The organism is Burkholderia sp. MS389 (assembly GCF_016899425.1).
GTDB classification, from domain to species: domain Bacteria; phylum Pseudomonadota; class Gammaproteobacteria; order Burkholderiales; family Burkholderiaceae; genus Burkholderia; species Burkholderia sola.
The window spans coordinates 1,759,778-1,784,327 of the sequence record NZ_CP045994.1 but is presented as its reverse complement, the minus strand read 5'-3'; the positions used below and the strand labels follow the sequence as shown (position 1 = coordinate 1,784,327).

The following is a 24,550-nucleotide window of genomic DNA, read 5'->3' as shown; positions in this document are numbered from 1 at the left end:
TGATTCGCACGCGGTGCTACCGGGAGTCCGAGGAGAAGGAAAACGAGAGGAAGGACGAAGGAGGAAGGGATGCACGCATCCCTCCTCCGGTACGGATGCTTACTGGTAGCGGACCGTGAAGTTCGCGACGCCGTCGGCGGTACCCGGCGTCACGCCGGCTGCCGTCGCTTCGTACATCGCCGCGAAGCGCGCGATGTTCGTGCCGTTCTGCAGCAGCGTCGGCGCCTTCTGCTCGGCGCCGTTGTCGAGGTATTCGCCCGACGCGGCCTGCAGGCGGATGCCGACGTTGGTTGCCGAACCGATCGTGGCGAGCAGCTTCGGCTGGCCCGCGCTCGACGTGCCCGTGAACGTGAAGTACGCGTTCTTCGCGACGCTGGTGTCGCAATCGGTCAGCTTGATGTCGAAGTTGGTCGGCGTGGACTTGTCGCCGGCTTGCTTGAACACGTTGGTCGGCACCTTGCCGAGGTTCACGGTCTGGTTGACCGAGCCCGAGTCGATGCCGCATGCGCCCGCGACGATCTCGCCCGTGAAGTTGATCGTGCCGGTGCCCGCTGCGAAGGCCGAGGTGGACAGGGCTGCGAGTGCGACAGCGCTCAGGATGGATTTTTTCATGAGGTTTCCCGTAAGGAGTGCAAATGGAATGGACGACGTGGCGGACACAAACGACAGCGCGTGGTGGCTCCCGTCCGACACGAGGCGGCATTATCGAGATAACCACGAAAGATGTCTGTAAATCATTGTCAAATGCATCTGACAATGTTCGATTTACCCCTCTAAAACCCCATTATTTCCCCTCCATTTTCAATCCCGGATTTTTTATCCGCAGTCCTTTTTTATTTTCCGGAACCGATTGAAGATTAAGGGAATTTCTTGCCGATAATCATCGACGCCGCGCACTTCCTTACTGGCGCTGGCTTGAGCAGGACCGCCACTCAAAGGACAAAACATTGTCCAACACCGCCATCGTTGTCCGATTACAACGCCAATATCTAATCATTTTCAACTGACAGGAAATTAACGATGGCATTCCATCAATATGGATTTATCGCGCAAACGATTGCGCAAGAATACAAACGTTTTACCGCGACACTTTGCCGCCACCATTAATTCCGATATGTTGATTAATCCATTCGTCAATTGCCGATCTTGAATCGCATGCATGCGCGGCCGCTGGAACGCGGCTCGCTTGCCGGATTGGACGAGATGAAAAAGGAAAGAACGCGGCACACGTTTGCGCCGGGGAGCGGCACGACCGGTCGCCGGATGCGGGTGGCAGGGAAGCAACCGCTCCGCCCTGCCGGGAGATGAAAAGGAGGCGCGGAACAGCGCCAGGAAGCGCCGATGCCGCGCGGCGAAACGACGGGCATCACGCGCTGTCGAAGCAGCGGCCGCACGTTGAATCGTACGGCCGCCGTCATGTCGCCCGACACGCTGCCGCGTCAGGCGACGCGTCGCACGTCACGCGGAAGCCGCGGCCTCCGCCGTTGCCGGCGCCCAGCCGCCGCCGAGCGCGCGATACAGCGCGATCGCGTTCGCGAGCCTGAGCTGCCTGAGCCGGATCAGCTCCTGCCCCGACTCGTACGTGCTGCGCTGCGCGTCGAGCAGCTCGAGATAGGTCGCGACGCCGCCCGCATAGCGGCGCTCCGCGAGCCTCAGCCGTGCGCCGTCCGCCGCATATACGTCCTGCTGCGCGGCAAGCTGCCGGTCGATCCAGTCGCGCGCGGCGAACGCATCGGCCACTTCGCGAAACGCGGTCTGCACCGCCTTCTCGTATTCGGCGACCGCGATGTCCTTGCGCGCGTGCGCGACGTCGAGGTTCGCGCGATTGCGACCGCCCGCGAAGATCGGCAGCGTGATGCGCGGCGCGAACGTCCACACGCTGGTGCCGGCCGCGAACAGGCTCGAGAACGCGTCGCTCACCGAGCCGTAGTCGGTCGTCAGCGCGACGCGCGGGAAGAACGCCGCGCGCGCCGCGCCGATGTTCGCGTTCGCGGCCTTCAGCCGCGCCTCGGCCTGCCGGATGTCTGGCCGCCGTTCGAGCAGTTCGCTCGGCGCGCCCGGCGCCACGGGCGCGATCGACAGCGTGTCGAGCGCGGTCGCGTCGTCGGGCACGTTGCGCGCGAAGTCGCCCGCCAGCAGTTGCAGCGCCCGTACGGCCTGCGCATGCTCGCGCTGCAGCGCGGCCTGCGATGCGCGCGCGGACGCCACCAGCATCTCGGCCGAACGCAGCTCGATCGCGTCGCTCGTGCCGGCGGCATAGCGGCGTTGCGTGAGCGCGGCCACCCGTTCGCGGGCTTCGAGCGTGCGCTCAGCGAGCGCCAGTTGCTCGTGCAACGATCGTTCGGAAACGTACGCGCCCGCCACCTCGGCGATCACACCGATACGGACCGTGCGCTGCGCGTCGGCAGTCGCGAAATACTCGGCGAGCGCCGCGTCGGACAGGTTGCGCACCCGGCCGAACAGATCGAGCTCGTATGCGCTGACGCCGACGCCCGCACGATACAGCCCGCTGATCGCGCTTTCGCGCACGACCGGGTCGTACTGGCGCGCGCGTTCGTAGCCGAGATTCGCGTCGACCGACGGCATCCGGTCCGCGCGCTGCACGCCGTACAGCGCGCGCGCTTCCTCGAGCCGGCCGGCCGCGATCCGCAGGTCGCGATTGTTCGCGAGCGCCGCGTCGATCCACGCCTGCAGCGCCGGATCGGTGAAATACGCATGCCAGTCGTCGAGCAGCGCGGCATCCCGTGCCGCGCTCGGTAGGGCCGCCGGCGCCGTACTGCCGTCGACCGGCGCATAGGACGCCGGCACCGGCGCCGCCGGGCGCTCGTAACGCGGCGCGAGCGAGCACCCGGCGAGCGCGAGCGCGGCGGCCAGCGCGACCGGCGCCCGCCGCGCGGCGCGTGCATTCAGCGCGAACATCATGGTTGCGAACCCTCCATCGTCGTCGGCTGCGCACCGCCGCGCCGGCGCGGGCCGACGTCGAACAGGCGGCCGACGATCACGAAAAACAGCGGGACGAGGAACACCGCGAGCACGGTCGCCGTGATCACGCCGCCGAGCACGCCGGTGCCGATCGCCGTCTGCGCGCCGGACGCGGCGCCCGACGCGAACGCGAGCGGCAGCACGCCGACGCCGAACGCGAGCGACGTCATCACGATCGGCCGCAGCCGCAGGCGCGCGGCCTCGAGCGCCGCGTCGACGAGCGACATGCGCTGCGCGACGAGATCCTTCGCGACTTCGACGATCAGGATCGCGTTCTTCGCGGACAGCCCGATCGTCGCGATCAGCCCCACCTTGAAATAGATGTCGTTCGGCATCATCCGCAGCGTCACGCCGAGCACCGCGCCGATCACGCCGAGCGGCACGACCAGCATCACCGCGAACGGAATCGACCAGCTCTCGTAGAGCGCCGCGAGCGCGAGGAACACGACGAGCACCGACAGCGCGAACAGCATCGGCGCCTGCGCGCCCGACAGCCGCTCCTCGAACGACTGCCCCGACCACGCATGGCCGATGCCGGCCGGCAGCTTCGCGGCGATCCGCTCGATCGCGGCCATCGCGTCGCCGCTGCTGTGGCCGGCCGCGGCCGAGCCGTTGATCGTGAACGACGGATAGCCGTTGTAGCGCGTGAGCTGCGGCGGCCCCATCGTCCAGTGCAGCGTCGTGAACGCCGCGAGCGGCACCATCTCGCCGCGCGCGTTGCGCACGCGCAGCTTCTTCACGTCGTCCGGATCGAGCCGGTGCCGCCCGTCGGCCTGCACCATCACGCGTCGCACCTGCGTGCCGTGCATGAAGTCGCCGATATAGTCGGAGCCGAACATCACCGCGAGCGTCGTGTTGATCTCGTCCATCGACACGCCGAGCGCGGACGCCTTCGCGCGATCGATGTCGAGCTTCAGTTGCGGCGCGTCCTGCGTGCCCGCGAACATCAGGTCGGTGAGCGCGCGATCCTTGCCGCCCGCCGCGAGCAGTTGCTCGCGCGCGGCGCTGAACGTCGCGTAGTCGAGCCCGCCGCGGTTCTGCAGCCGGAAGTCGAAGCCGCTCGACGAGCCGAGATCGGGCAGCGCCGGCGAGTTCATCGCGAAGACCGTCGTGTTCGGCGTGCCCGCGAAGCGCTCGTTGATGCGCGCGACGATCGACTGCACGTGATCGCGCACGGCCTTGCGCTCCTTCCAGTTCTTCAGCGTGACGAAGATCATCCCGCCGTTCGGCCCTTCGCCGTACAGGTTGAAGCCGCCGAGCGCATACGTATAGGCGGTCGGCTCGTCGCGGCGGATCGCCGACTCGACCGCGCGCACGCTCTGCATCGTTTCCGCGAGCGGCGTGCCTTGCGGGCGGATCACCATCACCATGAAGTTGCCCTGGTCCTCGTCCGGCAGGAATGCGGTCGGCAACTGCGTGAGCATCAGCACCGCGGCCGCGGTCAGCGCGCCGTACACGACGAGCCAGCGCAGCGGCTTCTTCAGCATCGTGCCGACCCGCGTCGCATAGCGCTGCGTCGCGCGCGCGACGAAGCGGTTGAACCCGCCGAAGAAGCCGCGCTTCTCGTGATGGTCGCCGGCCACCGGCTTGAGCAGCGTCGCGCACAGCGCGGGTGTCAGCGACAGCGCGAGGAAGGCCGAGAAGCCGATCGACACCGCGAGCGACAGCGCGAACTGCCGGTAGATGTTGCCCACCGCACCGCCGAAGAACGCCATCGGCACGAACACCGACGTCAGCACCACGGTGATCCCGACGATCGCGCCGCTGATCTGCTGCATCGCCTTGACGGTCGCGTCGTACGGCGCGAGCCCCTCCTCGACCATCAGCCGCTCGACGTTCTCGACGACGACGATCGCGTCGTCGACGAGGATGCCGATCGCGAGCACCATCCCGAACATCGTCAGCACGTTGATCGAGAAGCCGGCCGCATACATCACGCCGAACGTGCCCGCGAGCGCGACCGGCACGACGAGCGTCGGGATCAGCGTCGCGCGCAGGTTCTGCATGAACAGGAACATCACGAGGAACACCAGCACGCCGGCCTCGATCAGCGTCGTGACGACCTTGTTCATCGACACGCGCACGAACGACGACGTCTCGTACGGAATCTGGTATTTCACGCCCGGCGGGAAGTATCGGGACAGCTCGTCCATCGTCGCGCGCACGCGCTTCTCGGTGGACACCGCGTTCGAGCCCGGCGCGAGCTTGATGCCCATCCCGGTCGCGACCTTGCCGTTCACGTACGACGGATAGTTGTAGTCGTTGCCGCCGAATTCGACGCGCGCGACGTCGCGCAGGAACAGCGCGGCGCCGTCGGCCCGCGCGCGCAGCGCGATCGCGCCGAAATCGGCTGGCGTCTTCAGCGGCGCGTCCGCGAACACGGTCGCCGCGATCGGCGCGCTGTCCGGCACCGCGCTGCGGCCGATGTCGCCGATCGTCACGCGCGCGTTGTGCGCGCGCACGGCCGACGCGATGTCCGACGCGGTGAGCCCGTGCCCGGCCAGCTTCACCGGGTCGGGCCAGATCCGCATCGCATATTCGGCGCCCCAGAACTGCACCTTGCCGACGCCCTCGACGCGGCGCAGCGCCTGCACGACGTTCGCCGACGCGTATTCGCCGAGCTGCACGTCGGTCATCCGGCCGTCGTCGGACGTCAGCGACACGACGAGCTGGATATTATCGGCGGCCTTCTCGACCTGGATGCCGTCGCGGCGCACGGGCTCGGGCAGGCGCGCGTCGACCGTCTTCAGCCGGTTCTGCACTTCGACGGCCGCGAGATCGGCGTTCACGCCCTGCTTAAACGTCAGGTACAGCGACGCCGCGCCGGCGCTGCTCGTCGCGGACGTATACAGCAGCCCCGGCGCGCCGTTCATCTCGCGCTCGATCAGCGCGGTCACCGATTCCTCGACGACCTGCGCGGACGCGCCCGGGTACGTCGCATAAATGCTGACGACGGGCGGCGCGATGTCCGGGTACTGCGCGACGGGCAGCGCGCGAATCGCGAACAGGCCACCCAGCATGATGAAGATCGCGATCACCCATGCGAAGACGGGGCGATCGATGAAGAAACGTGCCATGTTGGTTTGAACCGGTCAGGTTTGACGGGCGGCCGCCTGCGAAGCGGCCGCTGCCGGCGCCGCCTTCGACGGCGGCGCCTTTTCGACGGGCTGGACGGCCGTATCGGGCGCGAACTGCGCGACGTCGTCGACGATCACGCGCTCGCCGCCCGCGAGGCCGCGCGTGATGCGCCAGTCATGGCCGCTCATCTGGTCGGCCGTGACCTCGACGTCCTTGACCTTGCCGTTCGCGCCGACGACACGCACCGACGTACGGTCGGCCGTGCGCAGCAGCGCGTCGCGCGGCACGAGGATCGCGCGCCGGTCGACCGCCGTGTCGAGCGCGATCCGCACATACGCGCCCGGCAGCAGTTCGCGCTCCGGATTCGGGAACAGCGCGCGCATCTCGACGGTGTCGGTGGTCGGGTCGACCGCGAGATCGCTGAACAGCAGCTTGCCCTTCAGCGGATATGCGGTGCCGTCGGCGCGCAGCAGCGTCACCGCGACATCGTGCTGCGCGATGCCCGTTGCGCGCCCGCTCTTCACCGCGCGACGCAATGCGTCGACGTCGGCGGCCGGCTGCGAGAAGTTCACGTAGATCGGATCGAGCTGCTCGACGGTCGTGAGCGGCGTCGCCTGGTCCTGGCCGACGAGCGCGCCCTCGGTCACGAGCGCGCGCCGTGCGCGGCCCGCGATCGGCGCGGTGACGGTCGCGTAGTCCAGCTGCAGTTGCGCGCGCGCGAGTTCGGCCTTCGCGGACGCGACCTCGGCCTTCGCCTGCGTATCGGCCGCGACGGCTTCGGTGTGGTCGCGCTCGCTCACCGCGCGATCGCGCACGAGATCGTCGTAACGACGGCGCTTGTCGGTCGCCGCGAGCGCGGCGGCCTGCGCCTTCGCGAGCGCACCCTGCGCGGCGTCGCGCGCGGCCTTCAGCGGCGCGGGATCGATGCGGAACAGCACCGCGCCCTGCTTCACCTCCTGGCCTTCCTCGTAGGTGCGCGCGGTGACGATGCCCGCGACCCGTGCGCGGACTTCCGCCTGCCGGTACGCATCGAGCCGGCCCGGCAGTTCGACCGTCATCGGCACGGCCGTCGGGCGCACCGTCACGACGGTGGCCTGCTTCGCGGTCTCCGGCGCGGCGTTCTTGTCGCCCTTTCCGCATCCGGCCACGGCCAGCAGCGCCGCGAGCGCGAACGGCGCCAGCCGCAGGCGGCGCCACAGGGTGCGTTTGTTATTCATGTTCTGACCTCGGATCGTTCGCCGCCGATACAATGCGGCGGCTCAGGGTGGCCGATTATAATCAGTCACGACTGATTAAATACATCCGCTTTCCATCCGGCTGACGCACTGTCTCAATAAAACGACAGCGAACTGTAAGGAATTTCACGACATGGCCCGCAAGACCCGGGAAGAATCGCTCGCCATCAAGCACCGGATCCTCGACGCCGCCGAGCTCGTGCTGCTCGAAAGAGGCGTCGCGCAAACCGCGATGGCGGACCTCGCCGAGGCCGCCGGGATGTCGCGGGGCGCCGTCTACGGCCACTACCGCAACAAGATGGAAGTGTGTCTGGCGATGTGCGACCGCGCGTTCGCGCGCACGTCCGAGGGGTTCGACGCGGGCGACGGCCTGCCGCCGCTCGCTACATTGCGGCGCGCCGCGTCGCACTACTTGCAGGAATGCGGCGAGCCGGGCCCGATGCAGCGCGTGCTCGTGATCCTCTATACGAAATGCGAGCAGAGCGAGGAAAACGGCGCGCTGCAGCGGCGCCGCATGCTGCTCGAGCTGCAGATGCTGCGGATCACCAAGGCGCTGCTGCGTCGCGCGATCGCGGCCGGCGAAGTGGCCGCCGATCTCGACGTGCATCTGGCCGCCGTCTACCTCGTGTCGCTGCTCGAAGGCGTGTTCGCGTCGATGATCTGGACCAACCGGCTGCGCGGCAACCTATGGAACGACGCCGAGGCGATGCTCGACGCCGGTTTCGACGCCGTGCGCACGTCCGCCGCCCTGCGCAGACGCGCGCAAAAATTGCCGGACTAACGGAAATCGTCGTAACAAATGCTGATTTAACCCGATTTACCGCAGTGCGAAACGAGTGAGCCGACCCTCTTTAAAATTTTTAACGTTTCGCGGAACATCGGTAGACTGACGCTGTCATCTTTCTTTAGCGTCTTCGTGATAACCGGGTTCGACCCGGTATGCACGCCGCCGTTCGAAGCGGGCACCGCCCCGCAGGTTGGGTCGAACGGAAACGACACAGGCCCCTGGCGGGGCCTGTTTTGTTGCACGCCCGCCGCCCGCCCCGTCGCCGTTCGACGGATGTGCCGCCGGCGGCCCCCGCCCACACCCCTTTGAACCGCTTTCCTGGATGTGGACACCTTGGTCAAGTCTGTCGCAACCCCTGATGCCGTCGCGCCCGGTCGCGCGCAGCGCGCCGTGCGCGCGCTCGTGCCGGCCGCCGTGCTCGGCGCCCTCGCCGCATTCGGCCTCGCCGCCGCGCTGCCGGCCGTGTCGCAATTGCCGGGCGCCGTCGATTCGGGCACGGCCGCGCTGCCGCAGCGCGTGCTGTCCGATACGCCGTTTCCCACCGCGCAGCATTTCGTGACGAGCGAACTCGCCCGCACGATCGGCGAGCGCAACGAACACGTCGATCGCAACGATCGCAGCCTGCAGCCGGGCCTGTTCGCGCCGCTCAGCGCGCATCGCAACGACATGCTCGGCTACGCGAGCCTGTTTCAGTTCGCGTCGCCCGATCGCCCGCAAGGGATGCGCGCGGGCGACATCGAGCTCACGCTGTCCGATACGCTGAACCGTCTCGACGTGCCGCCCGAAGTGCGCATCCAGCTCGGCGACCTCGTCACCGGCAAGGTCGCGATGCGTGCGAGTGCGCAGCGCGGCGACTATTACCGCGTCGCGTTCGACACGAACGACGGCACGCCGCGGCTCACCGCGCTCGAGCTGCGCGTCGCCGGCCGCACGTTCGGCGCGATCTGGTTCCGCGCGCCGGGCGCCGAGCACGGTGCGTACTACACGCTCGACGGTTCGCCGCTCGAAGCCGCCGCGTTCACGATGCCGGTCAAGTGGACGCGCATCAGTTCGTTCTTCGGCGAGCGCGTCCATCCGTTGTCGCAGGCGATGGCGTTCCATACGGGCGTCGATCTCGCCGCGCCGAGCGGCACGCCGGTCGATGCGGCGGCCGACGGGGTCGTGTCGTTCGTCGGCACCGATCCGGGCGGCTACGGCCGCTATGTGATCGTCGATCATGCGGATGGCTATTCGACGTACTACGCGCACCTGTCCGCGTACGCTCGCGGGCTGAAGGTCGGCGAAACCGTGAAGCAGGGCCAGCGCATCGGCTCGGTCGGGATGACGGGCGCGGCCACCGGCCCGCACCTGCATTTCGAGGTGCGGGTCGCGAACGATCCGGTCGATCCGCTCGTCACGCTCGCGAACGCGCAGACGGGGCTGTCCGACATGCAGCTCACCGCATTCCGCCAGGAAGCCGCGCAATGGCGCTTCCGCCTCGCGTCGATCAATAAGACGCCGTTCGCGTTCGCGCAGAACGACGGGCCGCTGTGGGGGGATTTCGCGACCGGTCCGTCGACGCTGCGGGCGGTTTTCGATACGCACTACTCGGCAGAACGAGGCTGACGCCGAGGCACACGATCGTGGTGGTTGGAGAAGAGCGCACGGTTGTCAGAATGCTCCCGCGCTCTTCTCTACACCGTCAGTTGGTCACGGGCTTGAGCCAATGTTTTGGCGCGAGGTAAAAGTAGAACTGCGCTCGATACCGTCGGCGGTGTGCGCTTGCCCCTCGTAGTCGACCGAGGTTGGTTCCCTCATGACAAACAAGACCGCGTTTATTCAGAACTGAGCGGTCACCTGAAAACCGAGCGTCACTCGCGCAGTCGGAAAACCCGACGGCTTGTAGACAGGCGTACCCGCGAAGAGATCGTACGCATAGGCTCCGAATCGCGTGCCCATGCTGCCTTTTATGCCGATCACGGCGCCGGCCAACTGCGTCCCGACGAGGGCCACAGGCTGCGGGCCCCATACGCGACCATAGTCGAGTCCCACATAAACTGCCTGCCCCGTCTGCCCGATCGGCGCCTGCAGTTCGTTGCGCCAGTAGAAGCCGCGTGCCGACGCGAGCATCGTTTCGCCATCGAAGCCGCGCACTGTATAGCGACTGCCAATCGTCAAGTCGTCGATGTAGTACAGCGTGTTCCCGGTGTACTGACCGTGGAATGTGCCGACATAGCGGAATGGCTGCTTGCCGATCGCAAAAGGCACCGCCAGGTTCGCGTCGAGCACCGCCATCTTGAACCGATAGGTCGGCCCCCCACCCGCCGCCAACGTATCGTCCTGAGCACCCAACCCACCGACGCCTTGACGATATGCAAGTGAGCCATCGAACTGCGCGCCGCCGAAATAGTGTCGATCGGTCAGGCCGAGCTCGATCATCGTGTTATTGCGGCGCTGCTGCGAAATCTCGGTGTCTTCGATAAAGCTTTGTCCGAAACGGCGCGACAGGCGAACGTATGCGCCGAATACATCATTCTGACTACGCGACAGCACGCGGGCCAGCTTGAAATCGACCGTCTTCGAATTGCCGCTCGCGACGAATGTCTGGTTCACGCCGGCAATCTGCTGGTAGTACGTGTTCGTGTAGGCGGACAGCGTGGCCGTCCAGTAGCCCCACGGAATCGAGTAGAAGCCGTTCCAGCCGTGCGAGCCGAGACGCTTGTCGCCGAATTCGAGGTCCTGGCTCACGCCGATGTTGAAGACGTCGTTCAGGCCGAGCGGGTTGTCGATGCCAAGCGACAGGTTGCCTTGCAGCTTGCCGGTCGCGCGCGTGCCGGCGTTGTCGACCGATGCGACGACGGTCCACGGCTTGCCACGCTTTACGTCGAGCACGACGTCGCTTTCACCGGGAAGCTCGCCCGGAACAAGTTGCATCGAAACATCCTGACTCGATACGCGTTTCATTTGCTCAAGGCCTTGTTCGAGGTCGCGCAGGTTCAGCACCTCACCGTCGCGGGTGGGGAAAGCCGTTTTCCATGTACCCCGCAGTTTTTCATCAGCGAAGCGCACATGGCGAATCGTGCCGGGAATCAGCGAGAGTCTGAGCGTGCCGTTCGATAGGTCTTGCTCGGGAACGAGCACGCGCGTCGTGACGTAGCCGCGCGCCAGAATCGCCTGGGACAGCCCTTTGACTAACACGTCTACGCCTTGCTTACCGACGCATTGCCCTGCGTAGTGGTTCAGCCATTCGCGCGCGAACGCGAAACGATCCATCGGCAAGGCGGATGCCCCTTGGGCCTTCGCTGCATCAGGCAATGAGGGCGGCACATCGAGCGTAAATCGATCGATGCGGAAGCACGGCGTCTCCGAGGGAAGTGCCGGATACGCTTCAACCTTTGGCACGTCGGAACGCACGGACGGAGTACGTACGGCCGCGTCGCGCTGCTGCACGTCACGTTGCTGCTGCGCCTGCCGATCCTGTTCGGCGTTCGCGCGAGCTGCGGCGGCTTGATCGGCAGGCGTGGGGGCTTGCTGCGCCTGCACCCCGAGCGATACTAAGGCTGTGATCGGCAATGCCGCCAGCCGCTTCTTGATTTTCATTGTTCTTAAATCCCTGATTCCGCCTGATCCCAACAAATGATCACCACCACGCTCGAGCAAAAATTCGAGGGGCAGAATAATCGATCAAACTTTAAAATTCCCCATAAACTCGTAAGGATCGAGGTAATTGTCTAGCGGCTCAATCGGCAGCCACTCCTCCGGAATCCAAGGCGTGTCAACCCTCACCCTCAATCCGTGGCGCCACGCGATTTTCGCGTATATCACCGCATGGGTGCCAATGAGTTTTTCAGTAAAGCCGAACGCGTGTTCGGCGTTTCGCACCTTAGCAACTTTTGGCGACGTGAGCTCTTGTAACGTCGCCTCCATGCTCGGCACATCTCGACGGGACAATGCAAGATAGAAACGATGATCTATTTCGTACTTTTTCATCTCTGTCGACGAATTTCCAATGATCTTGAGGCAACGCTCCTCCAACGTCTTCCACTCACCGCGCAGAGCCAAAAGCGCCTGGTATCCATGAAATTCCGCTGTCGCCGGATCATTGGCTCGAATCATGTCGAACGGCTGATCATTGCTTGAGAACCATTGAATCAACCCCTCGTGATCCGATAACAACGGCATCAATAGAAGATACGCTGGGTACCAACTTTTCGGCTCTCGTTGAAACGTGATGGATTCCAGTTTTCCAGATACATAGCACCACTGCTTAAAGGAAATTAAGTCACGCCCCTTGAACCATGATACCAAGGCTGCAGCCATGGCGTGAGAGCGAAGGCGTACCATACAAAAATCAGGATCTCCGCTACCGCTTGAGATAATCTCCAAAAAGAATTTCACCTTATCAGAAAGGGCCAGAAGGTGCTTTTCGACATGCTCCAGCCCCTTACTCTGAATATCCGAATAATCAAGTTCTTTTGCCATATCACACTCATTTAATCTTTACAGGAACCGCAACCACCTGTCCGGTCGACTTGTCAACACCTGCCACAGCGGTAATTAACTTGCCGGTGGCTCGCGCTTGTTCGATAGCTTGATATGCGGGAGACGTGCTGTCTAGCCTACTCAAAACGGAATCAATCCACCCGTTCGACAACTGCATATTCCCGCCAGCACCGCTTGCAGACAACGAAAACGATCCGTTGGTGATTTGCTTACTGTCTATCAGCAAAGTTACGTTTCCGGAAGCGTCCTCAAGGACGTGATCGAACCCGTTGTTCGCGCCGTACTTGCCACCTGCTAGGCTACTATAGCCTTCGCTCTTGCTGATCGAATTGATGAGGTCTTCCGTCAGCTGACCTGAAGGGTCTCCTTTCTGCATGATGGTCTGAACCAAGGTTTTTTGTTCGGGCGTCGAAGCGTTCAACACGCAACCGCTTTCACAAACCTTCGTTGCATTCACAAAGCCGGAAGCGGATGGCACTGCCGGCGTGGCACCCTCCAAAGCCGAAAGACTCTTGCTGGCGGCTCCGTCAGCGATGGCTCCGATGACCCGCCCAACGATCGCCTTAACGGCTCCGGTCGCCAATCCCCCAGCCATAGTTGCCGCAATCATATCTTCGGCAGTGTGTTCTGGTGCGATTGCATCCCTGGACGTACCCGCTTTTGTAATCTGATCTTGCGCAAACCCCGCCACCTGTTGGTTGGTCGGGCCGTTCGGATCAACGTAATACTGCGATCCGATCCCGGCCGTCTGAGGCGTTTGGCCCGGGGCGAGTGCATGCGCTGTTCCCCCCGGCGTACCAAACAACGTCGAGTCGTTGAATTGAGCGCTCGTCGACTGGAACGTCTTGACTGTGCTGCCATCCGCTACGATCGCGCCGGTCGTGCCCGAGATCGTGTAGCCGGACATCTGATTGATCGCATTCTGTGCAATCTTCAGATTCTGCATAAACGTATCGAGCGCTTGCGAGTTACCAGACGCTTGAGCCGCCTGCACTAACTGAATTTCATACTGCGTGAGCTGCGTCTGTGCCTGAGCGTCTACCTTCGCGCCGGCAGCCAATGTCAGCATATTGGTCCAGTAGTCCGCCAGCTTCGCCTGATCAGCCGGAGTCTTGCCGTTGGCGGCTGCTATACCCTTCGCCACCGTGGAAATCATCGTACGCTCTTGCGGATGGAGCTGACGATTGAACAGATCGGCACTCAATGCACCGTTCGCGCCACTCATCGCTCCAGCCGAACCGCCTAAAGCGCCGCCCGCCGCCGCACCAGCCAGCCCCGATGCCGCATTCGCCAACAACGTGCCGCCCAGTGTATCGCCGAGCGCCTTCCCAACGGCATTGCCCGCCATATCACCGGCCACCGTGCCAGCGACGGCCCCGGCGACATTGCCGCCCCCCATCGCCGCACCGATTGCCGCTATACCGGCGTGTGATGCGATCCGAGCTGCGCCATCGTTACCCCACAAAGCTTCCTGCTGTTGCGCCGCCGTGAAATCGGCCTGCGCCTGTGCCATCCCGGCTGTATCGCCGGCGGCGCTAGCGTTGGCATATGCCAGTCGGGCCTTGGCCTCGTCTGCAATTGCCTTGTTCTGCAGCGCGTTCGCGACATCCCCCACCACCTGCATACCGACTTGGCCGACCGACTGCTGAACCGCCATGTCGTTCTGCACGTTCTGCGCATTGAACGTGTTCTGCACCGCGCCGTTCGCATTCGCCGTGTCGCGGCTCAGGTCCGCCGTACTGTCATGCCCGGTACCCGCGTCGCCGCGTACCGTGATCGCTCCGGGAGCGACGGCCGCGTAGGTTGTTCCCGACGCGTCGCTGCTCGTGCCCGCCGCCGAGAACCCGCTCGGTCCCAAGCCTTGCGAATTCTGCGCTCCCGGTACGTTGTTCGCGCCTTGTTTGACAGGCGTATTGAGGTTCACACCAGCCGGTGTGCTGTTCCCGAAGCCACCGCTCGCGCTGAAGCCGACCGTATCGCCGGAGTAAGAGGCGTGGTTTTCCAGATTCGTAAAGCCCAGCATCTGCGTCGACAAACTGTTCTTGTCTGGTGTCGCCGTGCTCGCAATCAAGCCACCATCGAGTTGCGTACGATTCCCGACATTCACGTTGTACCCGCCCGTGCCCGCATAGATCCCGCTTTGCTGGTTCACCGACTGATAGTTCGCGTTAATGTTCTGCTGGCTCGCGCTCGCGCTACCGCTGACCGTTTGGCCGTAGCAGAACGGAGGCACGCAAATGCTTGCCTGGAAACCAGCGCTCGATTGCTTGCTGTCGTACGTGCTGGTGTCCTGCTGGCTCGCGATATTGAGGTCGCGCCCAACACTCGCGTTGACGGTATTGCCCGACACTTCCGCACCGCGCAGATTCGTATCGCGTCCGCTCGTTATCGACAGCGCATTGCCTGCGGTAACCTGCGTATCCCGATTCGTGATGCTGCTACCGTTTGCATGGCCGTGCGCCGTGCTCGCGCCCAGTTCAAGCGTGAAACCGTTCTGCTGGCCGCCAATAGCTGCGCCAACACCGATACTGCCGCCGCTGCTGCTATTGCTGCTCGACTGCTGACTCGTATCCTTCGCGCTCGTCAGGTTGATATCGCGTGCGGCGTTCAAGTCCACGTTCTGCGCGGTAATTTGCGTCCCACTGGCGTTTATATCGCCATCGGTCGCAACGCCGTTCGCATCCTTGGCACCGCTTCCTGTTGCAATGAGCGTTGCCTTACCGCCTGCGTGCAGAGTGCTCCCGTCGTTGGCGACGGAACTGGATTGCGCTTCGCTATGGCTGGTGCCACCGCCGATACTGACCGTCGCCTTGATCAGTGCCTGATTCGTCGGCTTTCCGTCACTCAACGCGCTTCCAACTTGATACGCGTTGTAAGCCGCAAGTCCGGCCTGAGCCTTATCCAGCGCCGCCAATCGCGAATCGCCGCCACGCGCCGGCTGCGCAAATGCCTGATTGGCCTGCGCGATGGCATTACCGACTGCGCCACCAAGCGCAACGCTCACGCCGAACTGGCTGGAATCCTGACTCATCCGACTCTGCGTCGCATCCGTTCCCGGATCGAGATTCAGGTTCTTACCGATCAGTGTTAGATCCTTACCCGCGCTCAGATCGGAGCCTGCGACCGTGATGTCCTGCTTTGCATCGAGCGTCACGTTGCCCTTGCCGCTCACAATCTGGCTGCGCATCGTGCTCTGCGTTTGCGACGACGTGTCCTGCACGCTATGGCTATTCGCCACACCGACCGAAAAACCGGTCGCCGTGCCGTTGCTACCAAGGCTGCCAACCTGGCGGCTACTCGACTCCAGGTGCGTCACGTTGGTGTCGAGACCCGCCAGTACATTGATCGCGCCCTGCGTAGCGACGAGATCGACGCCCTGCGTTCCGCTGATGCCCGACCCGACGACGTTAATGTCGCCCGTCTTGCTCTTGATGACAACGCTATTACCAGTGACCGACGACGCCGTTTGCTGGGTCATCGTCTGGCTGCCGTCCGAATTGCCCCGGCTCGCGTTGTACGGAGACGGACTGTTCCCGCCACTGTTGGCCGTGCCGCCGATCCAGCGAGCGACGTCTCCAAGGCTCGGCGTCGACAGTAACGCGAGGCTGGTGCTGGAACTGCTCGACGACGTACTCTGCCGAATCTGATCTGTCGACGCCTGCAACGTCACGTTGCGGTTGGCATCCAGCGCCGCCGTACCGCCAGCGCTGATCGCGGAGCCAATCACGGCAATATCGCCGTCCACAGTGTTCCCATTCGCATCTTTCTGCGCACCGCCGGTCGCTTTCACGGTCACGTTGCCGCCGCCACGCACCGTGCTTCCCGCATTCGTCAAACTCGACATGTCGGTCGTACTGCTGCTACGGCTCCGACCGTACGTCACCGAAATCGACGGCACATCGGCCGCACCTGCGCCGATTTCGGTCAGCACCGATTGGCCTCGCTGGAAACCGTTGCCCGAGGACGCATCCGCTTTCAGGTTGCGCACCGTATCAAACGGCGTACCAGTGACCGCCACCGTCAATCCGCTCGAACGCGCTTCTTGCTGATCATGCGATTGCGCACGGTCCTGTCCCGAGTCGATCGTGACGTTCTCGCCAGCAATGCTGATGTTACCCGTCGCACCCTTGACGTCGCCCACCGCCTTGCCGGCGACCACATCGCTGCCGCCGATATGAACGTCCTTACCGGCCGACACCTTCACGTTGCCTTCGACGCTGCCGACGGAACTGCGCGATTGGCTTTGCGTCGTCGAAGTTGCGTTATATCGATCGCTCTTTTCGCTCGATCCGATCGTGATACCCAGACCACCCGAGCCGGACAGGCCCGAATGCTTCTCTTGGTGATACTCGTTGTCCTGATACGTGTTGGTTGCTGCAGTGATGTTGACATTGTCCTTGGCCGACAGTGCCACATCGTGCGTCCCGACAATGGAGCTACCGGTGACGTTGATGTCTTTCCCGCTTACGACCGTTACGCCGTCGGCCGAGATCGTGCTGCCATTGGCATACGTGGTGGTCTGATCAACCCGGTTTGTCGCGCTCGCATGACTTGCGACGCCACCGTGGTCGTGCGATTCGTCCATGTTCGACACATGGGTTTCGGTCACCGCGCCGACGTTCACGTTGCCGACTGCCATGAGGCCCACATTGCCCTGATCAAGCGAGATCGTGCTTCCGATGACGTTGATGTCCTTGCTCGAAGCAACGTTCACGGTATTGCCGCTATGCACCGTCGTGCCAACCACTGTCTGATCGTACGTGTGCAATGTTTCCGAATAGCTGCCGTGGTGATCGCTGCCCGAACTGTTGCTGTCGACCGTCGATGTGGCACTCGCAGCGCCGAGCGTGATATTGCCCTTGGCAGCGACCGTTCCCCCGTTGCGCAGGTTGATTTGCGCGCCGCTCGCGGTCAAATCACCATTCACTCCGATCATCGACACGCCACCAACATTCACTGCGCTACCAACCACGTCATTGATGTCGGTATTCGATACGCCATTCGCGCGCTGCACGATCTTGTGCTCGCCGACTTGCTGCGTACCGAGGTCGTAGTTCCCACCAACAAGCAGGCCGAGATTCCCACCAACTGTCAGCGCACCCGCATGCTGTTCAAGGTTGCCCCCGGTGATGATCGCCGCGTCGCCCTTGACGTCGAGTTGCGCAATCGGCCCAAGCGTCGTCTTGACGCTCGTCGCACCGTCGCGGCTTACCTGGGTGTCGGTATTCACAGCGCTATTGAGAACGAGATCACCGCCTGCGTTCAGGTTCAAGCTACCCGCCTTGACCTTCGCCGATGTGAGATCGACGTTGCCATCCGTCTTCAGCGACATAAGGCCGCCGCTTTGCAGCGCACCGAACGCGTTGTCGATCTGCTTGCCTTGAATCGACAACGAATTGTCCGCCTTCAACGTGCCGCTGTTCGTGAAGTTCTGCGCGTCCTTCAGATCGATGTCGGTGGCGGTGATCAGCGGACCATTGACGTTCTGCTGGTTCGCCTGCGCCAGATACACGACCGGCACGAGCACCGACTGACCGTCGACCACGCGCGTTTCCATCATGATCACGTTACCGGTCAGCTTCGATACCTGCTCGGAAGACAAGCTCGCGCCCAGCGGCAGATTAAGCGACTTCTCCAACGATGCACCCGCCGCCATAAGCTGCTGATACATCGTCTGAAGGTCCGCGTATGGACCCAATACCGCGCGGCCGGTCAGCGCCGTCACCTGATTACGAACAAGCTGTTGCTCATAGAACCCGTCGCCCAGTCGCTTCGGAATATGGGTCAGGTCGACGCCAATCTGACCGAAGAAATAGTCACTTGAAATGAAACTCTTTTGGTTCGTGAACGCCGGGTTCGTCTCGATCACGTAGCTCGCGCTCGGCGACGGATTCGGTCGATACAACCCCCCCTGCGGAATCGTCAGGTTGTTCAGCACGTTCAACGCAGTCGCGCTTGCAATGACCGGATCGACCTGTGTTGAGCCCACGCCGTGCACCGGCGCCGTCGATTGCGCGCCCGCGCCCGTGACCGTCCCTCGAACGACGCCGCCAGTTGTAGCCGAAGCCGTCGCATTGCCGTTGAGCGTGGCAGGCGTCACGGTCGTGCCGGACCCTGTCGCAGCGCCATTAAGCGAAATAGGCGTCAACCCCGCAACCGATTGACCGGGCAACAAGCCAAGGGACGGAAGCGATGCGTTGCTCGCAGTATTGTTGATGCTCACGCCCGTGCCGGAAATTGTGCCATTCGAACCCAAGGTCGAATCGTAGCCCGGCAGCTTGTAGGTCTTGACGTCCGCTGGCGCAGCTTGGGTGTAGCCCCCCGGATTGCCCGTCACAAATGGCGCGTTGCCAAACGGCAATTGCCAGTTATATTCGCTGCTATCGTAGTTGTTGTAGTGATACTGGCCCGAGTACGTTGCCGGTCGATGAGGCATCGATCTTGCCGCCCGACACGATTTGCGCAGTCGGGCTCAATGCCGTGACCGTGTTCCCCACAGCCGTTCCAGTATAGGTCGTGTAGAAGTACCCGCTGTTCCACTGGCCGCCGTGCGGCGGGTCAATGTACATACCGCCCGGCTGGGCGATCAAGGCGGCTGTTATGGCCGGTGTGAGGTTGGAGGGCCCGAGACCGGCGATCATCTGTCCCCCTCCCGCGCAATTCACCGCGAAGTACGATGCGCAACCTGACAGGCTAATGCCGTATTGCGCGAGGGCCGCCGGATCAACGTTACTCGTGCTTCCCGAGGTGCTCATCACACGACGCGTGCTCGTCACCTTGTCGGCGTGCAGTTCCATATCACCGCCGGACTGAATCAGAGCTGATACGTTGTTGACCAGTGCCGCATTCGTGTAATTGCCGCCCGCATCCTTGCCGCCCGCGAGCACAACCTTACCCATCCCGAAAATCGCCGTCGTCGGCATTGAATCGGCCGCCGTCGTGTCGTCACGGTTTTCGATGTCGTGCGCGAGAATTTCAAGCTTGCCGTTGCTGTCCGATGCGCCAATCAACGCCGTCGACCCAGCGTTCGACACCGTGCCGGTTGCGTTGAGCGAGACGCTCCCTCCCACCAGCGACCCGGTGTTGGACAGATTGCTCGATTGCGTATGCAGCAGTCCACCGGCCGACAACGCGCCCGAATTGACGATATTGGCCGCGTTGATGTTCAGGCCATTGATGGTTTGGAAACCCGCGTTGTTGGTGAACGTGCCGGGCAGCGCAAAGGTAAGGTCGTTGCCGACGTTGAACTGCGTATCCGTCGTTGTCGTGTAATCACCTTGCAGATTCACGTGTACATCGTGCGCTGCGCTATACGCGCCGCCGCCTTGCAGTGTCGGAGCCGTGATCGTCAGGTCGTGCGTCGAGCTGATTTGCCCGTTCGTATTCGTGAGTGCGGCGCTCGCCGTCATGTCCACGTTGCCGCTCGAATTCGCAACGCTGCCGATTTGCCCGCCGCTGTTGTCCAAGGTCGCCCCTTGAACATGGAGGCTCGCGCCGCTCAACTGCCCGCCTTGCGTGTTCGAAATCGATGTCGCGCTGATCGTAACGTCGCCGTTACCGGTGATCGCGCCCATGCCCGACACGTTGCCCGCGCGGCTATTCGTGATCTGGCTGCCGCCCTGCACGGTCATCGCGCCCGTGCCGAGGTCGGTAATGGCCCCGTCGGCGTTATTGATCGAGCCGGAATGAACAGCGATCGTGCTCGTGTCGCCGGCCGTCGTCTGACCGGCCTGAACGTGCCCGGCCCGGTTCACCAGCGCGCCGCCGTTCGTCAACGACAGAGACGCGCCCGCACGCACCAGCCCTTGTACGTTGTTCACGTCGCCCGCGACCGTCGCCGTCACGCCGCCCTGTGCCGCGAGAATGCCGTTCGAGTTGTCCCAGCTGCCCGCGTCGACAACCGCCTGCCCCTTGGTGACAATGGTCCCGCCTGCATTGTTCAGCGCACTCGCGCCGTTACCCGGCGCGATGGTCAGCGTCCCGGTACCGGCATGCGTGATCGTGCCGCCTGCATTGTTCAATTGGCTAGCGGCCAGCGTCAGGTCCGCACTGTTCGTTTGAATCACGCCCGCTGCGGAGTTGTCGAGCGAACCACTGACGTTGACAGCCATGGCTGACGAGCCATATTGCGTGATCGTCCCGCCGTGGTTCGTCAGGTTCGGCGCGGTCAACGCAAGTTGGTTGGCTTCGAGCTTGCCCCTGCTGTTGTCGATCGTCGAATCGGCCGTCACGGACAGGTTGGACGCACTGACCGATCCGCTCCGGTTCGTCATCGAGCCCGTGTGAATCGACGCGTTCGTGCTCGAGCCAATCTGACCGCCGTCGTTCGTCAGCGTGCTGCTGGAAATGCCAAGGTCCGCACGGGACTGCAACTTACCGTTCGTATTGTTCAGCGCGCTGCCGACCGTCGCCGTCAATCCGGATTTGCCGTTGATCAATCCCGACGTATTGTTCAGCGTGGCCGAGTGCTCCACGACGCTACCGTTGCTTGCAATCGATCCACCAACGTTCGATACCGATCCCGTCGCGTTTCCAAGCGTCAGCGTGCCACTGCCGGCATGCGTGATCGTGCCGCCATCGTTCACGAGTGATGCAGGAGAAAGCGTCAGGTCCGTACTGTTGGTTTGTAGCGTGCCGCCATTCGAATTGTCGAGCGTGCCGCTGACGTTGACAGCCATGGCCGACGAACCAAGTTGCGTAATCGTGCCGCCGCGGTTCGTGAGATTCGACGCGCTCAACGCGAGCTGATTCGCTTCGAGCGAACCGTCATTGTTGTCAAGCGTCGAGTCGGCCATCACCGACAGGTTAGGCGCAACGATCGATCCGCTCAGGTTCGACATCGCGCCCGTGTGGATCATCGCGTTCGCGCTTGCGCCAATTTGGCCGCCGTCGTTCGTCAGCGTGCCGCTGGAAACGGCAAGGTCCGTACTGGACAATAGCTTGCCACGCGTGTTGTTCAATGCGCCGGCGATCGTCGCCGTCACCCCGGCTTGGCCATTGATCGCCCCCGACGTGTTGTTCAGCGAACCGCTTTGCGCGACGACTCGCCCATTGCTCGCGATCGAGCCGCCCGCGTTCGAAATCGAACCAGTGCCGTTGCCAATCGTCAGCGTGCCGGTACCTGCATGCGTAATCGTGCCGCCATCGTTCACGAGCGAAGCCGGAGTCAGCGTAAGGTCGGTGCTGTTCGTCTGAATCACACCGGCTGCCGCGTTATCGAGCGTGCCGCTGACGTTGACAGCCATGGTCGACGAGCCGTATTGCGTGATCGTGCCGCCATGGTTCGTCAGGTTCGGTGTGGTCAACGCGAGTTGGTTGGCTTCGAGCTTGCCGCCGCTATTGTTAAGCGTCGAATCGGCCGTCACCGACAGATTGGACGCGCTGGCCGATCCACTCAGGTTCGTCATCGAGCCTGTGTGGATCATCGCGTTCGTAGTCGCGCTAATCTGACCGCCGTCGTTCGCGAGCGTGCCGCTGGTGATGCCAAGGTCCGTATTGGACAGCAGCTTGCCATTCGTATTGTTCAGCGCGCTACCGACCGTGGCCGACAGGCCGGTTTGCCCGCTGATCGAGCCGGACGTGTTGTTCAGCGTGGCCGATTGCGCCACCACGTGCCCGTTGCTCGCGATCGTACCGCCGACGTTCGACACTGATCCCGTGCCGTTGCCGAGCGTAAGCGTGCCGGTGCCCGCGTGCGTGATCTTGCCGCCGTCATTGACCAGCGACGCGGGAGCGAGCGTCAGGTCGCTACTGTTGGTTTGCAACGTACCGCCGCCGGAATTGTCGAGCGTGCCCGACAAGTTCACACTCATCGCGCCGGTGCCGATCTGCGTGATCGTGCCGCCGTGATTCACGAGGTCGGTCGCGTTCAACGACACCTTGTCGGCCTTCACGGCGCCCGCGCTATTGTCAAGGGTCGTGCCGGTCAGTGCCGCCGTCTGAGCGACAATCGAGCCGCCGCTGTTGATCAGGCGCGCACCCGCATCGACCGCCACCTTTTGCTTAGCCTGCAAAACGCCACTGCTATTGTCGACCGATTGTCCCGAGACATGCAGATTCGTACTGGACGTCATCGTCCCGTGGTTGGCAACGTTGCCGCCATGCACGGTGACGTCGCCGTTGCCACCGATCACGCCGCCCTGCGCGCCGTTTGCAGTCTTGCCCGCTGCGTTGGTCAACTGGCCGCTGGTCGTCACGGAGAGGCCGTCGCTGTTGAGCGACGTGATCCGACCCGCCGTGTTGTCCAGCGACACACCGGCCACCGTCGTGCCAGCCGCGCTTTGAACGGTGCCCTGGTTGTTCGCGATGGCGCCGCCACGCACGTCCGCCGTGCTTTCGGATACCAGTTCGCCGGATTGGTTGGCGATCTGGCCGGCGACATTCACCGACAGCGCGCCTTGAGACGACACCTTGCCGCCCTGGTTCGACAGGTTCCCGCCGGCCAGCGTCATGCTGTTGCCGCTCGACAGGCTGCCGCGGTCGTTGATCACGGTGCCCGATGCGTTCGCCTGAATGGCGCCTTGCGCGCTCGTCGTCGCGTTCGACAGATTCACGTCGCCGCCCGTCGCGTTCAGCGACAGATTGCCGTTCGCGGCGGTCTGGCTGCCGGCGAGATTCACACTGCCGCCCGTCAGCGACGCGTTACCGCCCGCCACATTCTGGCCGGTCGCGGTCAGTTGGCCCGACGCACTCAAGTTCAGGTCGCCGCTGTGCGCGACGGAACCGTCGTTGTTCACACCCGCGCCGAGCGTACCGGTCGAGTTGACGCTGCCGGCGTTGACCGTCGCATTCTGCTGCGCCGCGAGCGTCCCGCTGTTCGTCAGATCGGCTGCGGTGTTCGCCGACAACGATTGCTGCGCATACGTGGTCCCGCTATTCTGGATGCCGCCCGACGCCGACATCGCGAGGTTGCCGCTTGCCGTGGTCTTGCCCGCGAGCACGAGCCGGCCGTCCGATTGCAACGTCAAATCGCCTGCCTGCGCCGCGATCGTCCCTGCGTTCGCGACACCAACGCCTGCGGAGTTGCCAACCAGAAACACCCTATTGGCATACATGCCGCCTAACTGAGCGACGTCAATCGCGACAGCAGGTGCAGGACCGTCACCGGCGATCTGCGTCGCGGCAAGCGTGTCGTGATTAACCTGGTTCGCACCGGCGATTACATTGAGATTCTTCGCATAGATCGCGGCATTAGCCTGTACGGCACGGGCGATGATGTCGGTCTGATCAACATTCGAAGTATCGAGGCCCGCGCCTTGCACGGTTACGAGGCCGCGATTGACATTGAAGCCCGTCAACGACCCGTCCGCGCCAAACTGCGGCACGCCGGTTGTCAAGACCGCGCGCGAGGTATTGATGAACCCGCCACCGTCCACGACGATACCGGCAGGTTGGCCAGCACGATCTCCGCGCGGCTGCCCGCGATCTCCACATACCCCTTGATCTGACTGGCCGCGGTGCTGTTGACCTGGTTGACGATGATGCGCGCCGCCTGCCCCGCGCTCAGGTTCGGGTTGCCGTTGATATAGCCGGCCTGCTGCGTGTTGACGATCGTCGACGCGTTGTTCAGGATCGCGCCGTTCTTCTGAACGTCGAACTGGTTATAGGTGTTCAACGACACGCCGGCAGCGCTCGGCGTGTTGATGTTGACTTGCGGCAGGCCGTTGGGCGTCTGCAGCACCGCGGGCGCGTGAGCCCCTCCGCCGACGATCTGCGCAGTCGCCCATATCGGATTCGCGCCGGCTGCGACCAGCGCGCCGAATGCAGTCACCCGTAATGCGAACTTCGCTGCCGGATGCTCGGCGCCGCGCTTGGCGAAACGGCGAGTCTCGCCCGTATTTGTTTTCCCCGTGCTGCTGGCCGTTTCTTCGACGGCAACCAACATACCCCGTACGCGGCTGAATACCAGCCGATAATGGTTTTTGTTCATCTTCTTGGTCTACTCGCGATTTTCGTTCGATCCGCCCTGACGGCCTCGGACATCGCG

9 protein-coding genes and 1 pseudogene are annotated in these 24,550 nt (G+C 63.4%); 3 read left to right on the top strand and 7 right to left on the bottom strand.

Features of this window, described 5'->3' with window-relative positions; genetic code table 11:
- Positions 1-99: 99 nt before the first annotated feature.
- On the bottom strand, positions 100-612 hold the full coding sequence (locus GJG85_RS08255) for a fimbrial protein (protein WP_050012601.1): 513 nt from the start codon (positions 610-612) through the stop codon (positions 100-102).
- A gap of 23 nt (positions 613-635) precedes the next feature.
- Between GJG85_RS08255 and GJG85_RS08250 the strand changes: the two genes are divergently transcribed.
- Positions 636-854, top strand: coding sequence for a hypothetical protein (locus tag GJG85_RS08250; protein WP_124630392.1), 219 nt, complete (start codon positions 636-638; stop codon positions 852-854).
- Between the two features lie 604 nt (positions 855-1,458).
- Here the strand turns inward: GJG85_RS08250 and GJG85_RS08245 are convergent.
- The 3 genes from GJG85_RS08245 to GJG85_RS08235 are packed head-to-tail and all read right to left on the bottom strand — an operon-like array spanning position 1,459 to position 7,277.
- Complete coding sequence (locus GJG85_RS08245; RefSeq protein ID WP_050012690.1) at positions 1,459-2,919, bottom strand: efflux transporter outer membrane subunit; 1,461 nt, start codon at positions 2,917-2,919, stop codon at positions 1,459-1,461.
- Positions 2,919-6,059, bottom strand: coding sequence for a multidrug efflux RND transporter permease subunit (locus GJG85_RS08240; protein WP_124556427.1), 3,141 nt, complete (start codon positions 6,057-6,059; stop codon positions 2,919-2,921). Before GJG85_RS08240 ends, GJG85_RS08245 begins: the two co-directional genes overlap by 1 nt.
- 15 nt (positions 6,060-6,074) lie before the next feature.
- Positions 6,075-7,277, bottom strand: a complete 1,203-nt coding sequence (locus tag GJG85_RS08235) for a MexX/AxyX family multidrug efflux RND transporter periplasmic adaptor subunit (protein ID WP_204383839.1) — start codon at positions 7,275-7,277, stop codon at positions 6,075-6,077.
- Positions 7,278-7,428: 151 nt separating this feature from the next.
- On the opposite strand from GJG85_RS08235, the gene GJG85_RS08230 reads away from it, so the two are divergent.
- Complete coding sequence (locus tag GJG85_RS08230; protein WP_050012598.1) at positions 7,429-8,076, top strand: TetR family transcriptional regulator; 648 nt, start codon at positions 7,429-7,431, stop codon at positions 8,074-8,076.
- A 339-nt stretch (positions 8,077-8,415) separates the two neighbouring features.
- A complete protein-coding gene (locus GJG85_RS08225; RefSeq protein WP_204383838.1) occupies positions 8,416-9,687 on the top strand; it encodes a M23 family metallopeptidase in 1,272 nt (423 codons plus the stop codon).
- Between the two features lie 213 nt (positions 9,688-9,900).
- Here the strand turns inward: GJG85_RS08225 and GJG85_RS08220 are convergent, their stop codons facing one another.
- The 3 genes and pseudogenes from GJG85_RS08220 to GJG85_RS35210 form a co-directional block, all read right to left on the bottom strand.
- Positions 9,901-11,661 (bottom strand): ShlB/FhaC/HecB family hemolysin secretion/activation protein, encoded by a 1,761-nt coding sequence (locus GJG85_RS08220; RefSeq protein ID WP_050012596.1) that lies wholly within the window; start codon positions 11,659-11,661, stop codon positions 9,901-9,903.
- Between the two features lie 84 nt (positions 11,662-11,745).
- Entirely contained in the window at positions 11,746-12,543 is a 798-nt protein-coding gene (locus GJG85_RS08215) for an Imm49 family immunity protein (protein ID WP_050012595.1), read from the bottom strand.
- Positions 12,544-13,723: 1,180 nt separating this feature from the next.
- Positions 13,724-24,493 (bottom strand): annotated as a pseudogene (locus tag GJG85_RS35210) (hemagglutinin repeat-containing protein); the annotation flags it as partial.
- Positions 24,494-24,550: the final 57 nt, after the last annotated feature.